The following is a 14,175-nucleotide window of genomic DNA, read 5'->3' as shown; positions in this document are numbered from 1 at the left end:
CCCCCGGGACGGCCGGCGGGCGTCGGCGGCTGGCGGCGACCGCACGCGGGGGTGAGCCGTCGTGAGCGTCGACGCCGGCGGTTCGGACGCGCTCGGCGAGGAGGGAACCGAGGAGATCCTCCGCGAGGTCGAGCACCGTCGGTCGCTTCGCGGCGCGGCGGCGGTCCTCGTGGCGTTTCTCGGCGTCACGTTCTCCGCCTTTCAGGTCTGGATCGCCGCCCGCGGCTTCACGTTCGGCGCGACCCTGCCGCTGGTCGGCGAGGTCCGACTCGGCTCGCTCCAGCAGTTACAGATCAACGCGATCCACGTGACGTTCGCGCTGTTGCTCACGTTCCTGCTTTTCCCCCCGACCCGCGGCGACGGCCCCCTCTCCCGGCGGCTGGCCCGGGTCGAACCCGCCGTTCGTCGTCGGTTCGGCGACGACCACCCGCTCGCGGCCGTCGCGGCACGCCTCCGGGCGGCCGTCCGCTGGCTGGCCGTCGACTCGCGGATGGAGCGTGTCACGCCGCTGGACGCGTTCCTGTTTCTCGTCGCGCTCCTGCCGGTCTCGTACATCGTCACGGAGTTCGACGAGATCCGCAACATCGCCGTCTTCGGCCTTCAGGACGGCCGGCCGGTCCAGGAGGTCCACCCGACGGTCGAACCGCTCGTGACGGCCGTCGCCGCGGTCGGAATCCCGGTCGACGAGGTGTCCTACGCCTTCCTGCTCGGCGTGGTCGGCATCCTGCTCGTGCTCGAGGCGACCCGGCGCGCGCTCGGTCTGCTGTTGACGTCGCTGGTCTCGCTGTTCGTCGTCTACGCGCGCTGGGGGCACACCATCCCGCGCGACTCCGCCGTCGGCGCGCTGTCTATCACGCCGACGACGTGGCGGGACCTCGTCTACAACCTCTGGTACACGGTCGAGGCGGGGGTGTTCAGCACGCCGGTGACCGTTAGCGTCCGCTTTATCTACATCTTCATCCTCTTCGGGGCGTTCCTCGAGATGAGCGGCGCCGGCAAGTGGTTCATCGACCTCGCGTACTCGCTTACGGGTACCCGCAAGGGCGGTCCGGCGAAGGCGAGTACCGTTTCGAGCGGCTTCATGGGGATGCTGTCGGGGTCGTCGATCGCGAACACGGTGACGACGGGCGCGTTCACCATCCCGCTGATGAAGCGGTCGGGCTACTCGCCCGAGTTCGCCGGCGCCGTCGAGTCCTCGGCTTCCTCCGGCGGGCAGATCCTCCCGCCGGTGATGGGCGCGGCGGCGTTTCTCATCGTCGAGTTCACGGGCACGCCGTACGCGGAGGTGATCATCGCGGCGACGCTGCCGGCCATCGCGTTCTTCTTCGGGATGTGGGTGATGGTCCACTTCGAGGCGGTCCGCGGCGGCATCGGCGGCCTCCCGCGGTCGGAGTTGCCCGATCTGGGCAGTCACTTCCGTCAGGGCTGGTTCTACCTGCTCCCGCTCGCGTTGTTGCTGTACTTTCTCGTCTGGCTGCGCCTGTCGATCAACCGCGCGGGCTGGTACACCATCGTCTCCGTGGTCGCGCTCGTCGCGCTGATCGCGGCCTACGACCGGCGCACGCGCGGGCCGCTGGTGGGAACGATCGGCGGCCTGTCCCTCGCACAGGTCGCCGCGTACGCGACCTACGGGGTCGGACTCGCGGACGCGATCCGGGTCGTCCTCGGGACCGCCGCCCCCGGGGCCCCGCGCTCTCTCGAAGCCGCCGTCTACGCCGCCGCCCCCGACGTCGCCGCCCTCACCGTCGCCGCGAGCATCGCGGTTCTGGTGTTCCGACCGCGCCGCGAGACGCCGCTGCTCGACCTCGACGAGTCGGTCGACGACGCCGCCGAACGGGGCGCCGAGGCGGTCGACAGCCCGGGACTGGCGGCCAACCCGGCCTACCGGTTCGGGACGTTCGTGTTCAAGTCGATGGAGTCGGGCGCGCGGACGGCGACGACGGTCGTGATCGCCGTCGCGGCGGCGGGGGTCATCCCCGGCGTCATCAGCGTCACGGGTCTGGGGCCGAACCTCACCTCCCTGATTCTCGCGGTCAGCGGCGGGTCGTTCCTCCTGTTGCTGGTGCTGACCGGCGTCGCGGCGATCATCTTCGGCCTCGGGATGCCGACGACGGTGATGTACATCATCCTCGTCGCGATGCTCGGCCCCGCGCTGGAGGAGTTCGGCGTGGCGATCCTGGCGGCGCACCTCTTTATCCTCTACTTCGGGCTGATGGCGGACGTGACGCCGCCGGTGGCGGTCGCGGCGTTCGCCGCCGCCGGCGTCGCCAAGGCCGAGGAGTTCGCCACCGCCATCATCGCGTTCATGCTCTCGCTGAACAAGATCCTCGTCCCGTTCGCGTTCGTCTTCTCGCCGGGGATCCTCCTGTTCCGGGTGACCGACGAGGGGCCCCGGCTGATCACCCGCGCGGACGTCCTCGACCCCGGCTTCTTCCTCCCCGGGGTCGTCGTCCCGGTGTTCGGGATGTTCCTCGGGGTCTACGCGCTCGGCGTGACGATCATCGGCTACCAGTACGCCGAGGTCGACGGCGTCGGCCGGGGGCTGTTCTCCGTCTCGTCGATCCTGCTTATGGTGCCGGAACTGGCGGTGCTCGTCGCCGACCCGCTCCTCGCGCTCGTCGGCGGCCCCGGCGCGCCGCTCACGTTCACCGTCACCTTCCCGTTGCGCGTCGTCGGACTCGCGATGCTGGTCGCGCTCACCGGGGCCAACCGGCGCCGGGAGGCCGGCCTCGCGGCCCGGGACGCGACAGCCGCCTCCGGCGACGTCTGAGCTACTCGATGGCCGCCCGCCCGCTCGTCGCGCTCTTGATCCGGTCCCGCAGCGCCTCGGCCTCGTCGACCGGCACGCGCACCGAAAAGGAGACCCGCTGCTCGTACTCGGCGTCGAATTCGAGGTCCTCGCTCTCCAGAATCCCGCGGACGGTCCCCGAGTCGTCGTACGCGACGTCGATCGCGAACCGTTCGTGGGGGCGTTCCTCGACGACGCCCGCCGCGTTGACGGCCTCCTTGACCGCCCGGGAGTAGGCCCGGACGAGGCCGCCGACGCCGAGGTTCGTCCCGCCGTAGTAACGCGTGACGACGACGGCAACGTTCTCCAGTTCCCGGCCCTGGAGGACGTTCAGCGCGGGCTTTCCCGCCGAGCCGGTGGGTTCGCCGTCGTCGGTCGCGTACTCGCGGAGCAACTCGCCGTCGGTCCCGGCGCGGACGCGGTAGGCCGGGACGTTGTGGGTCGCGTCGGCGTACTCCTCGCGGACGCGCTCGACGAACGCCTCGGCGGCCTCGACGGAGTCGACCGGGCGGACGCGGCCGACGAACTCCGAGCCCCGGACGACAAAGCCCGCGGTTGCGTTCCCGGCGACGGTGCGGTAGGGATCGGTCACTGTAACTCGATCTTGCGGACGAACTCGAGGTCGCGCAGTTCGGTGATGAGTTCGCCCGGCAGGTCCTGGTCGGTCACGAGGTAGAGACGCGGTTCGTCGGTGAACTCGGGGTCCTCGCTGATCGTCTGGCGGATCGAGACGTCGTGGTCGGCGAGCAGGCCCGTCACGGCGGCGACGATCCCCTTGCGGTCGGCGTCGTCGACCTCGATCGCCAGCACCGTGAGGTCGAGTACGGGCGCGAGGTCCATCAGGCTCGGCACCTGCGAGATGTTCTGGAAGATGCGCCTGAGTTCGGGGTCGTCGAGGATGACGTCGGTCGTCGAGTCGACGACGCGCCGGTCGACGTCGATCTCGCGGGCGATCCCCGTGTTCGGGATCTCGATCCCGCCCGACACCACGCGCCCGTCGTCGTTGACCGAGAAGCCCCGTTCGAGCAGCAGTCGGATGACCGCCTGCTGGCTCGGCGACCCCTCGAACTTCTCCATGATCTCGTCGAACATTCGTCGACGGACGTACGCTCGCGGGAGTATAATGTTCGGCGGTCGCCGCGCGACCGGACGGCCGACCGCGACCGGTTCGTCTGACGTAGCTTTTTACGCCCCCACGAGAGCCTACGACTATGCACGCACTCCGGAACTGCGACTTCTGCGGCGCCGAGGCCGTCGGCACCTTCGAGATGGTGCCGCCGGAACTCGACCCGACCGAGGCCGAACAGCGACGGGTCGTCCTCTGTGACGACTGCGAGACGCTGCTCGCGGACCTCGTCGAACCGCTGCTTGCTCGCGTCGCCGACGGCGACGCGGCGACGCGCGAACGCGAGCGCGAACGCGAGCGCGAGCGCGACGACGGCGAGAGCGGGGCCGACGTTACCGAGGCCGAGACGCCGCGGCGGGAACGCGCCCGCGATCCGAACGCGACCCGCGCGGACGCGGCCGACGGCGCCGACGGTGGCGCGGGCGCCGACGGTGGCGCGGGCGCCGACGCGAGCGAAAACCGGACGGACGAGTCGTTCCGGACGGGAATCTCCTTCGACCACGAGCAGGAGGCCGGACGCGACCGCGAGACGGCGGCCGAATCGTCGGCCGACGACGGGGCGGCCGGACGGACCGGCGCCTCCGACGCCTCCGACGCCGACGACGGGACGGCCGCCCCGGCGTCGACGTCGAAAACCTACGGGAAGGTCGTCCGCCTGCTTCGCAACCGGGAGTTCCCGATCCACCGCGGGGACGCCGCGGGCCTCGTCGCGAGCGCCTACGACCTCGAACGGGACGAGGTCGACGCGGTCATCGACCGCGCCGTCGAGCGCGGCGAGTTCGTCGCGGACGGCAACCGCCTCCGCCGTCCCTAGAGCGTCCCCTTCGTACTCGGCGTCCCCTCGCGGCGCTCGTCGAGTCGCGTCGCGTCGTCGAGCGTCCGCGCGAGCGCCTTGAACAGCGCCTCGACCTCGTGGTGGGCGTTCTCGCCCTCGACCGCGAGGTGCAGCGTGAGGCCGGCGTTGGTCGCGAGCGACTCGGCGAAGTGTCGGGCCATGTCGCTCGTGAACTCGCCGACGCGGTCCTGTGAGAACGACCCGTCGAAGTAGAAACGCGGCCGGCCGCTGACGTCGACGACGGCGCCGGCGACGGCCTCGTCCAGCGGCACCCGGCGGTCGGCGTAGCGGACGATGCCCGACCGGTCGCCCAGTGCCTCGTCGAAGGCCGTCCCGAGGACGATGGCCACGTCCTCGACGGTGTGGTGGTCGTCGACCGCGAGGTCGCCGTCGCAGTCGACTTCGAGGTCGAACAGGCCGTGTTTCGCGAACGAGGTCAGCATGTGATCGAAGAAGCCGATTCCCGTCTCGACGTCGGCCGTCCCCGCGCCGTCGACCGCGAGTGCGAGGTCGATCGACGTCTCGGCAGTCTCGCGCGTGACCCGCGCCGTTCGGTCGCTCATGACCGAACGATGTCGCCGGCGGTACAAGGCGATTCCGCTCGAATCGGCCCTCGCCGCCGGCGCGCGCCCGGCCGGCCGCCGCGGCCGGGTCGAAACCGGAGAAACGCTCGTAGAATCGCTTCTAAAAGGTCTCGAAAGGTCTGCGACCGTTTCGAAGCGTGTTCATCGTCGCGATACGTGGGTGAAACGGACCGAAACGACGCCAATGTTCGCTCCCTTATATGATATACCCGGTGAATGTCCCGACCGAACGAAGGTGAACGCTCCTATGTCCGGTTCCTCCCCGCTCCAGAACGAATCGATCGCTCCGTCCGGCCCCGAGGCGGAGCACCCCCGCGGCGTCGGCCGTCGGCTGCTCCGCTCGATGAAAGGTCCGACGCAGTTTCTGTGTTTCTGGGTCGCCATCGCCCTCCCGTTCGTCCAGGTCGCGTTGCTGGCCCACGGACTCGGCGACCCCTCGGTGACGTTCGCGTTCCTCACGCTGCTCGCGATCAACGTCGTCGCCCTCTACGTCGGTCACGGCTACAACCAGCACTGAGGCGTCTCGAAGCCGTCGAGCGCCGCGCCCTCCACCGCGGTCGGCCCTCCACCTCGCCGGCGACGCCCGGCCTACTCCTCCGCCGCCGCCTGCGCCGCCGCGAGCGTGAACTCGCCCTCGTACAGCGCGCTGCCGACGACGACCGCCGCGGCGCCGGCCGCCTTCAGCGCGCGGACGTCGTCGAGGCTCGCCACGCCGCCGCTGGCGACGACCGGGACGTCGGTCGCCGCGACGAGGTCCCGGACCGGGTCCGTCCGGACGCCCGCTAGCTGCCCCTCGACGTCGACGTTCGTGAAGAGGATCGCGGCCGCGCCGAGGTCGGCGTAGCGCTCGGCGGCCTCGACGGGCGTCACGTCCGCGCCTTCGGTCCAGCCCTCGACGACGACCTCGCCGCCTCTGGCGTCGAGGCTGACGACGACGCTGTCGGGTCGCTCCGCGGAGATTTCGCCGACGATATCGGGGTTCTCGACGGCCGCGGTGCCGAGGATGACCCGGTCGACGCCGCGGTCGAGCAGGTCGACGGCGTCCGCGACGGTCCGGATGCCGCCGCCGACCTGCACCGGGACGTCGACGGCGTCGACGACGGCGTCGATGGCCGCGGCGTTCGCCCGCTCGCCCTCGAACGCGCCGTCGAGGTCGACGAGGTGCAGCGAACGCGCCCCGGCGTCGACCCACCGCCGGGCGGCCTCGACCGGGTCGCCGTAGCGCTTCTCGGTGCCGCGTTCGCCCCGTACGAGCTGGACGACCTCGCCGTCGGCGACGTCGACCGCCGGGATCACCTCGAACTCCCCGTTTTCGTCTCTCATACCCGATCGGGTGTGGCCGACGCGAGTAAAGGCGACGGTTCGTCGAACGTCCATCGACGTCGTACTGTCCGCGGTCCGTACGGAAATACTACATGTCCGGTCGGCGTTGAGTGAGACGATGCGGCATTCCCTGGCTCTCACCCGGGAAGCGACGACGCGGCCGGAACTGACGACAGATATCCTCGTCGTACTCGGCGTGGTCGTCCTCGCGCTCGTGCTCTTCGTCACCGAGCGACTGCCGATCGACGTGACGGCGATCCTGTTGATCGTCGTCCTCGTCGTGCTCGAACCGTGGACGACCGTCGACCCGACCACCGGCATCTCCGGGTTCGCCAACGAGGCGACGATCACGGTGCTGGCGATGCTGATCCTCAGCGGCGGGATCAGCCGGACGGGGCTCGTCCAGGAACTGGGCCGGCGGATGGCCGCGTTCGCGGGCACGAGCGTCCGGAAACAGCTGTTCGCCACCGTCGTCGCGACCAGCCCCGTCTCGGGCTTTCTGAACAACACGCCGGTCGTCGCGCTGCTGGTCCCCGTCGTCACCGACGTCGCCAACCGGGGGAACACCTCGCCGTCGAAACTGCTCATCCCGCTGTCGTACGCCTCGCAGGTCGGCGGGATGCTCACGCTGATCGGCACCTCGACGAACATCCTCGCAAGCGACGTCAGCGCCCGCCTCGGCTCGCAGTACCCGGAACTCCACCGGTTCTCGATGTTCGAGTTCACGCAACTGGGCGTCCTCGTCGTCCTCACGGGCGGGCTCTACCTGATCTTCGTCGGCCACTACCTCCTCCCCGAGCGCGTGCCGCCGCGGGCGGACTACCTCGAGGAGTACGAGGTCGGGAACTACGTCGCCGACGTGGCGGTGGTCCCCGGGTCGCCGCTCGTGGGCGCGACGGTCGGCGACGCGACCGACGCGCTCGGCCCCGAGATCGACGTCGTGCAGGTCGTCCGTGACGAGGACCGCTCGGTCGCGCCGCGCCGCGAGACCCACCTCGACGAGGGCGACGTCCTCGTCGTCCGGACGGACCGCGACGCGCTCACGGCGCTGGAGGACGCCGTGGGCGTCGAACCGGTCGGCCGCGCCGCGGCGGTCGACGACCTCTCGGCGGGGACCGAGGAGGGCGGCCCGCTCGCGGAACTGGTCGTCTCGCTGGACTCGCGGCTCGTTGGCGAACGTCTCGACCCGGAGCGGTTCCGCGAGCAGTTCGGCGCGGCCGTCCTCGGACTTCGCAGCCACGGCACGCTCGTCGCCGACCGGATCGTCGGCAAGCGCCTCGCCGTCGGCGACACCCTCCTCGTGCAGGCGCCGCCGGAGACGCTCGATCGCCTCTCGCGGCGCGACGACGTGATCGTCGCGCGCGAACCGTCCCGACCCGAGTACCGCGCCGACAAGGCGCCGGTCGCCGTCGCCATCATGGTCGGCGTCGTCGCGGTCGCCGCCCTCGAGATCTACCCGATCCTGATCGCCGCGCTCGCGGGCGTGGTCGCGATGGTCGTCGCGGGCGTCCTCGAACCCAACGAACTGTACGACGCCGTCGAGTGGGACATCATCTTCCTGCTGGCGGGGGTTATCCCGCTGGGGATCGCCCTCGAACGGACCGGCGCGGCCGCCTACCTCGCGTGGCTGGTCGTCTCGACCGCGGGGTCGCTCCCGCCGCTGGTCGTGCTGTGGCTGTTCTACATCTTCACGGGGCTCGTCACGGAGGTCATCAGCAACAACGCGAGCGTCGTCCTGTTGCTCCCGGTCGCGGCGGCCGCGGCGGCGGGGATCGGCGCGAACCCGTTCGCGTTCGTCCTCGCGGTGACCTTCGCCGCCAGCACCGCGTTTCTGGGTCCGATCGGCTACCAGACGAACCTCTTCGTCTACGGTCCGGGCGGCTACCGGTTCGGCGACTACTTCCGGGTCGGCGCGCCGCTGCAGGTGTTGCTGTCGGTCGTCACCGTGCTCGGGATCGCGCTCTTCTGGGGCGTCTGACCCGCCCGGCGGCCGGCAGAAATAGGCGCGCTTTTAGTGTCCCGTTGCGTGGTTGTAACCGGAAACTGTGACGGAACTACTGCTCGTCGTGGGAATCGTGGTCGCAATCTTCGTCGGGTACAACATCGGCGGCGCGACGACCGGGCCGGCGTTCGGGCCCGCCGTCGGCGCCAGCGTGATCTCGAAGCTCGCGGCGGCCGGCCTGATGTCGATTTTCTTCTTCGTCGGCGCCTACACCATCGGCCCGCAGGTCGTCGACACCCTCGGTAACAAACTCGTCGAGGACGCCGCCATCTTCACCATGCGGGCGAACGTCGCCGTCCTCTTTTTCATCGGCGGCGCGCTGTTCGTCGGCAACTACGCGGGCGTCCCCGCCTCGACGTCGATGACCGCCGTCGGCGCCATCGCGGCGCTCGGCCTGGCGACGGGCGAACTCAACCTCGCGGTGCTCGGACGGATCGTCGTCTGGTGGATCGTCGCGCCGATCGTCGGCTTCTGGGTGTCGGGGGTGATCGGCCGGTACTTCTACCCGCGGATCAACGCCTGGGTCGCCCTCGAAGGGAGCCGCGACGGCGAGACGATGATCCGGATCGAACGCGACGGGATCGTCCCGCGGCTCCGGTTCGGCTCGAACGCCGACCGCCGGGAGATCACCGGCGCGTTCGTCGTCGTCGCGATCGGCTGTCTGATGGGCTTTTCCTCGGGGACGAGCAACATCGCCAACGCCATCGCGCCGATCTACGGCACCGGCGACGTCGAGATGGTGCCGCTGATCCTGATCGGCTCCGCGGCGGTGGCCGTCGGGGCGTTCACCATCGCACGCCGGACGATGGAGACGCTCGGCAACGACATCACGAACCTGCCGCTGACGGCGGCGATCGTCGTCGCGGTCGTCAGTTCGACCATCGTCGTCGGCCTCTCGTGGATCGGCATCCCCGCGAGTTTCGTCGTCATCGCGACGATGAGCATCGTCGGCCTCGGCTGGGGGCGGGCGACCCGGACGACGACGCTCTCGGACGTCGCCCGCGGCGAGGAGACCCGCGTCTCCGTCGGCGCGCTCACGGCCGAAAGCGAGGGCGAATCCTCCCCCCAGATCGGCGAGGAAGAGCCCGCGGACATCCCGCGGGCGTCGGACCTCTTCGACCCGTCGACGACCGCCCGGGTCATCCTCATGCAGAACGTCGTGCCGGTCATCTCGACCGTCGGCGCCTTCCTGACGTTCCGCTTTCTCCCGATCTTCGGTGTCTGACGCCCGGCGTGGCCGGCACCGGGGGCCGCAGCCGCCGACGAACCCGTCTGACGTGCGGCCACTTCCGGCCGGTCGAACCCGGAACTCGTCACGCGATCGGTCGCAGTTGCGGACGAATCGGCACCAATTCCCCCGATCTATCGTGAAAAACGATCCACGACAGAACAGCAAGCTATACCAGTCCGGGGGACGAACCGTCGCGTGATGCCCACGGTAGAATACCTCAACTACGAAGTGCTGGACGACCAGGGCTGGGACATGGACGACGACGACCTGTTCGAGAAGGCCGCCGACGCCGGGCTCGACGCGGAGGACTACGGGTCGCTCGAGGTCAACGAGGGCGAGTACATCCTCGAGGCGGCCGAGGCGCAGGGCTACGACTGGCCGTTCTCCTGCCGCGCCGGCGCCTGCGCGAACTGTGCCGCCATCGTCAGGGAAGGCGACATCGAGATGGACATGCAGCAGATCCTCAGCGACGAGGAAGTCGAGGACAAGAACGTCCGCCTGACCTGCATCGGCTCGCCGACGGCCGACGAGGTCAAGATCGTCTACAACGCCAAGCACCTCGACTACCTGCAGAACCGCGTCATCTGAACGGCCTCGACGCGACCTTTTTCGATCCGCGGATACGCACGCGTAGTTCACGCCGTCGGTCCCCCCGCCGGCTCCGCTGGCCGCGCCGGCCTCTCGGTCGCCGGCGACCGAAACCGTAACGCCCCCGCGCTCGCGAGAGGGGGGTGTGACGCTCGCCAGCGCCCCGGCATCGACGCCGGACCTGCTGCGGCTGCTCGTCGTCCCCGTCTTCGCCTGGGCGGCCCTCCGCGACGTAGCGACGCGACGGGTCCCGAGTTCGACGTGGATCCCCCTCGGCGCGCTCGGGGCCGCCCTGCTCGTCTGGGACGCCCGGGCGGCGTACGCGGCCGGCGGCTTCGTCTGGGGCTACGACTTCCTCGTCCCCGCGGCCGTGAGTCTGGGCGTCGTCGCCCCGCTCGCGTACCTGTTCTGGTGGGTCGGCGGCTTCGGCGGCGCGGACGCGAAGGCGCTGCTCGCGCTCGCGCTCTGGTTCCCGACGACGCCGACGTACGCCGTCGGCCCGTGGACGCTGCCGCTCTCGACGACCCCGATCGGCGCCTTCTCGCTTACGATCCTGACGAACGCGGTCCTCGTCGGCGCCGCGGTCCCCGTCGCCCTCGCGGCCCGTAACGCCGCCGCCGGCCGGTTCTCGGCGGCGATGGTCGTCGGCTGGCCCGTCCCCGTCGAGCGCGTCCCGGACCTCCACGGGCGCCTGCTCGAGACGCCCGACGGGCGGACGGTCCGCGGCCTCGACCTCGACGCCCTGCGGATGTACCTGCGCTGGCGGGGGCTCTCGCTGGCCGACCTCCGCGCCGACCCCGACCGGTACCGCGACCCGGCGACGCTGCCCGCGGAACCGAACCCGCCGACCGACGGCGCCGTCGAGGCGGACGGACTCCTCCCCGACGGGGGCGCGCCGGCGGGCACCGACGACGGGGCGGTCGACGACCCGTGGGGCGCCGCGGCCTTCCTCGACGACGTCGACGGCAGCGCCTACGGCACCTCGGCCGACCGACTCCGCGCGGGTCTCGAGGTGCTCTGCGAGGAGGATCGCGTCTGGATCTCGCCCGGGACGCCGTTTCTGGTCCCCGTCTTCGGCGGCCTGCTGGTCGCGCTGGTCTACGGCGACGTCCTCGTCGGCGCGCTACCGTAGCCGTCCGTACAGCGGGACGACGACCGTCCACAGCAGCGCGAGCGCCGCGCCGCCGCCGAGGACGAGGAGCCACGCCGGCCCGGTCTCGCCCGTCGCCGGCGGCGGGCCGCCGGCGAGCGCAAGGACGGTCGCGACTGGCAGGACGACGGCCAGCGCGAGGCTCCCGAGTTCGAGCGCCGCGGCGACGGGGTGGGCGCGGACTTCCTCGACGAGCGCGGCGAGTGCCATACCCGACGCTCGCACGCGAGGGTGAAAACGAAACCGGTCGCGCGGGTCCCGGTCGGCGTCAGGCGCCGACGTCCGCCCGCGCGAACAGGACGCGCGCGACGACCACGAGGACGACCGTCGCGGCGAGCAGGACCGCCGCGCCCGTCAGGTCGTAGGTCCCCTGGACGAGGATCTCGGTCGGGTCGTAGTAGTGGGTCGGGCTGACGGCGCCGACCCACTCGTAGCCCTCCGCGTTCGCGGTGATCGACTCGATCAGAAAGAGCGCGAAGACGCCGGCGATGGCGAGGCGACTGGCGACGTCCGCGCGGTCGACGAGCACCGACAGCACGAGGCCGATCGCGGCGCAGGCCAGCAGGTACGGGACCGACAGCAGGTGAACCGCCAGCAGGTCGACGGGGTCGATCGGCTCGCCGATGGCGATCACGGCCGCGTAGACGATGACCGGGACGACGACGTTGAGCGCGACGATCGGGACGAACAGCGCGAGGAACTTCTCGCGGACGAGCCGGGCCCGGGAGACCGGCAGCGAGAGCAGCAGGTCCATCCGGTCGGTCTCGACGTCCGCGGCGACGACGCGGGCCGCGCTGTAGGCGACGTACAGCCCCAGCAGGAGCAGCCAGACGAACTGGTAGACCTCGACGGCGAGGAAGCCCTCGATGGTCGCGATCGACTCGATCCCGAACGCCTCGCGGAACGCCGGCGGGAACCCCTCGACGTAGCTGTCGAGGTCGACGTCCGAGAACGAGGGGAAGAACCCGACGAAGAAGGCCGCGAGCGCGCCGAGTCCGACCGCGAGCGCGACCGACCCCTTCAGCCGACGCTCGCCCTCGTAGCGGACGATCTCGAACATCAGGCCACCTCCGCGGGGACCGATCTCGCGTCGTCGGCCTCGCCCTCGCCGTAGTAGTGCATGAACACGTCCTCGAGTGGCGGCTCGGCGATCTCGACGTCCTCGATGTCGTAGCCCGCCAGCCGCTCGACGAGCGCGTTGTACTCGCCGGTGTAGGTGAACTGGATCTCCGCGCCGCGCTCGACGACGTCGGCCACGTCGGCCCACGGCTCGAACGCCTCCGGGTCGGCGAGGTGCAGGCGGACGCGCTTGCCGCCGCGGTCGAGGAGGTCCTCGACGTCTTCGAGCGCGACGAGGCGGCCGTCCCGGAGGATGCCGACGCGGTCGCAGACCCGCCGGACCTCGCTCAACACGTGCGAGGAGAAGAAGATCGTCGTCCCGCGCTCGCGCTCGGCGGCGAGGAACTCGTTGAACCGCTCCTGTTTCAGCGGGTCGAGCCCGGCGGTCGGCTCGTCCAGAACGACGAGGTCCGGGTCGTGGGCGAACGCCTGTATCAGCCCGAGCATCCGCAGGTTGCCCGACGAGTACTCCCGGATCTTCCGGTCGAGCGGCGGCGTGAAAAGCTCCAGCAGTTCCTCCCGGCGCTCGTCGCCACGGACCGACGCGAAGTAGTCGAGGACGCGCTCGCCGGTCGCGTCCTCGTCGAACCCCAGTTCGGCGGGCAGGTAGCCGACCCGCCGTTTCGCCTCGATCAGGGCGGCCTCGTCGCGGACGTCGGCGCCGAGCACCGTCGCGGTCCCCGCGGTGGGCGCGAGCAGCCCGAGCAGAGTCCGGATCGTCGTCGTCTTCCCCGCGCCGTTGGGCCCGAGGTAGCCGAAGATCTCGCCCTCCTCGACGGCGAAGTCGAGCGAGTCGACGCCTACCACGTCGCCGTAGGTCTTCGTCAGGTCGGTCACGTCGATCGCGGCCATACCCGACACTCGACTTCGTGAACGCATAATCGTTTCGATCACGAAGTTATGAATCGACCTCGCCCGCCCCTTCGGCCGGTGGTGGCGCTGGCGAGAAGGCGTCGCGGACGGCCGCAGGCGCCCGCGGCGTGGACGGTCAGGCGCGGGACTCGATCTCGTCGGCGATCCCGTCGAGTTCGTCGTCGGAGAGGTCCGGCGACCCCGGAGCGATCGCGTGGATCGGGCCGCCGCCGTCGCCCTCGAAGCGGGGGACGATGTGCCCGTGGACGTGGGGCACCTCCTGGCCGGCGGCCTCGCCGTTGTTGAACGCGACCGTCGTCGCGTCGGCGTCGACGGCCTCCTCGACGGCGGGGACGAGTTCGTGCAGCGTCGCGTAGAGGTCCGCGGCGACGTCCGGGGGGACGTCGTTCAGCCGCTCGTACTCCGCTTTGGGGACGACGAGCGTGTGTCCCGGCGCCAGCGGGTTGGCGTCGAGAAAGGCCATCGTCGTCTCGTCTTCGTACACGACGCGGGCGGGAATCTCCCCCTCCACGATCTTCGTGAAGATCGAACTCATACGCGAGTGTGTGTCGGCTCG

Annotated in this window: 15 protein-coding genes; 7 read left to right on the top strand and 8 right to left on the bottom strand. The window is 70.7% G+C overall.

Translation table 11 applies throughout. The features are described 5' to 3' along the window. Positions 1 to 61 precede the first annotated feature (61 nt). A complete protein-coding gene (locus tag NKG98_RS12310; protein ID WP_254766217.1) occupies positions 62 to 2,770 on the top strand; it encodes a TRAP transporter permease in 2,709 nt (902 codons plus the stop codon). Position 2,771: 1 nt separating this feature from the next. Here the strand turns inward: NKG98_RS12310 and NKG98_RS12305 are convergent, their stop codons facing one another. Beyond that, complete coding sequence (locus NKG98_RS12305; protein WP_254766216.1) at positions 2,772 to 3,380, bottom strand: IMPACT family protein; 609 nt, start codon at positions 3,378 to 3,380, stop codon at positions 2,772 to 2,774. Continuing rightward, positions 3,377 to 3,880 carry a TrpY family transcription regulator gene (gene trpY, locus NKG98_RS12300; protein WP_254766215.1) on the bottom strand — a complete coding sequence of 168 codons (504 nt, stop codon included), beginning with the start codon at positions 3,878 to 3,880 and terminating at the stop codon, positions 3,377 to 3,379. Before trpY ends, NKG98_RS12305 begins: the two co-directional genes overlap by 4 nt. A 119-nt stretch (positions 3,881 to 3,999) precedes the next feature. On the opposite strand from trpY, the gene NKG98_RS12295 reads away from it, so the two are divergent. Beyond that, positions 4,000 to 4,728 (top strand): hypothetical protein, encoded by a 729-nt coding sequence (locus NKG98_RS12295; protein WP_254766214.1) that lies wholly within the window; start codon positions 4,000 to 4,002, stop codon positions 4,726 to 4,728. Here NKG98_RS12295 and hisB read toward each other — a convergent pair. Beyond that, entirely contained in the window at positions 4,725 to 5,312 is a 588-nt protein-coding gene (gene hisB, locus NKG98_RS12290; RefSeq protein ID WP_254766213.1) for an imidazoleglycerol-phosphate dehydratase HisB, read from the bottom strand. The two genes, NKG98_RS12295 and hisB, sit on opposite strands and share 4 nt — an antisense overlap. Before the next feature lie 268 nt (positions 5,313 to 5,580). On the opposite strand from hisB, the gene NKG98_RS12285 reads away from it, so the two are divergent. Further along, on the top strand, positions 5,581 to 5,850 hold the full coding sequence (locus NKG98_RS12285) for a DUF8028 family protein (protein WP_254766212.1): 270 nt from the start codon (positions 5,581 to 5,583) through the stop codon (positions 5,848 to 5,850). 71 nt (positions 5,851 to 5,921) lie between these two features. Here the strand turns inward: NKG98_RS12285 and hisA are convergent, their stop codons facing one another. Then, the gene (hisA, locus tag NKG98_RS12280; RefSeq protein ID WP_254766211.1) at positions 5,922 to 6,656 is read right to left on the bottom strand and encodes a 1-(5-phosphoribosyl)-5-[(5-phosphoribosylamino)methylideneamino]imidazole-4-carboxamide isomerase; all 735 of its coding nucleotides are present in this window, start codon (positions 6,654 to 6,656) and stop codon (positions 5,922 to 5,924) included. 118 nt (positions 6,657 to 6,774) lie between these two features. Here hisA and NKG98_RS12275 point away from each other — a divergent pair, with 118 nt between their 5' ends. The 4 genes from NKG98_RS12275 (at position 6,775) to NKG98_RS12260 (ending at position 11,609) form a co-directional block, all read left to right on the top strand. Continuing rightward, positions 6,775 to 8,634, top strand: coding sequence for an SLC13 family permease (locus NKG98_RS12275; protein ID WP_254766210.1), 1,860 nt, complete (start codon positions 6,775 to 6,777; stop codon positions 8,632 to 8,634). A gap of 67 nt (positions 8,635 to 8,701) precedes the next feature. Further along, entirely contained in the window at positions 8,702 to 9,883 is a 1,182-nt protein-coding gene (locus NKG98_RS12270) for an inorganic phosphate transporter (protein WP_254766209.1), read from the top strand. A 204-nt stretch (positions 9,884 to 10,087) separates the two neighbouring features. After that, positions 10,088 to 10,477, top strand: a complete 390-nt coding sequence (gene fer / locus NKG98_RS12265; protein ID WP_254766208.1) for a ferredoxin Fer — start codon at positions 10,088 to 10,090, stop codon at positions 10,475 to 10,477. A gap of 145 nt (positions 10,478 to 10,622) precedes the next feature. Then, positions 10,623 to 11,609 (top strand): A24 family peptidase C-terminal domain-containing protein, encoded by a 987-nt coding sequence (locus NKG98_RS12260; RefSeq protein WP_254766207.1) that lies wholly within the window; start codon positions 10,623 to 10,625, stop codon positions 11,607 to 11,609. Here the strand turns inward: NKG98_RS12260 and NKG98_RS12255 are convergent. The 4 genes from NKG98_RS12255 to NKG98_RS12240 form a co-directional block, all read right to left on the bottom strand. After that, positions 11,601 to 11,837 (bottom strand): hypothetical protein, encoded by a 237-nt coding sequence (locus NKG98_RS12255; protein WP_254766206.1) that lies wholly within the window; start codon positions 11,835 to 11,837, stop codon positions 11,601 to 11,603. The two genes, NKG98_RS12260 and NKG98_RS12255, sit on opposite strands and share 9 nt — an antisense overlap. 58 nt (positions 11,838 to 11,895) lie before the next feature. Continuing rightward, positions 11,896 to 12,687, bottom strand: a complete 792-nt coding sequence (locus tag NKG98_RS12250) for an ABC transporter permease (RefSeq protein WP_254766205.1) — start codon at positions 12,685 to 12,687, stop codon at positions 11,896 to 11,898. After that, positions 12,687 to 13,598, bottom strand: a complete 912-nt coding sequence (locus NKG98_RS12245; protein ID WP_254766204.1) for an ABC transporter ATP-binding protein — start codon at positions 13,596 to 13,598, stop codon at positions 12,687 to 12,689. The genes NKG98_RS12250 and NKG98_RS12245 overlap by 1 nt, the downstream gene beginning before the upstream one ends. A gap of 136 nt (positions 13,599 to 13,734) precedes the next feature. Next, positions 13,735 to 14,154: an HIT family protein gene (locus tag NKG98_RS12240; RefSeq protein ID WP_254766203.1), complete on the bottom strand. Its 420-nt coding sequence runs from the start codon at positions 14,152 to 14,154 to the stop codon at positions 13,735 to 13,737. Positions 14,155 to 14,175: the final 21 nt, after the last annotated feature.

The sequence above is a fragment of the Salinilacihabitans rarus genome (assembly GCF_024296665.1).
Taxonomy (GTDB): Archaea; Halobacteriota; Halobacteria; order Halobacteriales; family Natrialbaceae; genus Salinilacihabitans; species Salinilacihabitans rarus.
The sequence above is the reverse complement of the archived record's forward strand: the minus strand, read 5'-3'. Positions and strand labels throughout refer to the sequence as shown.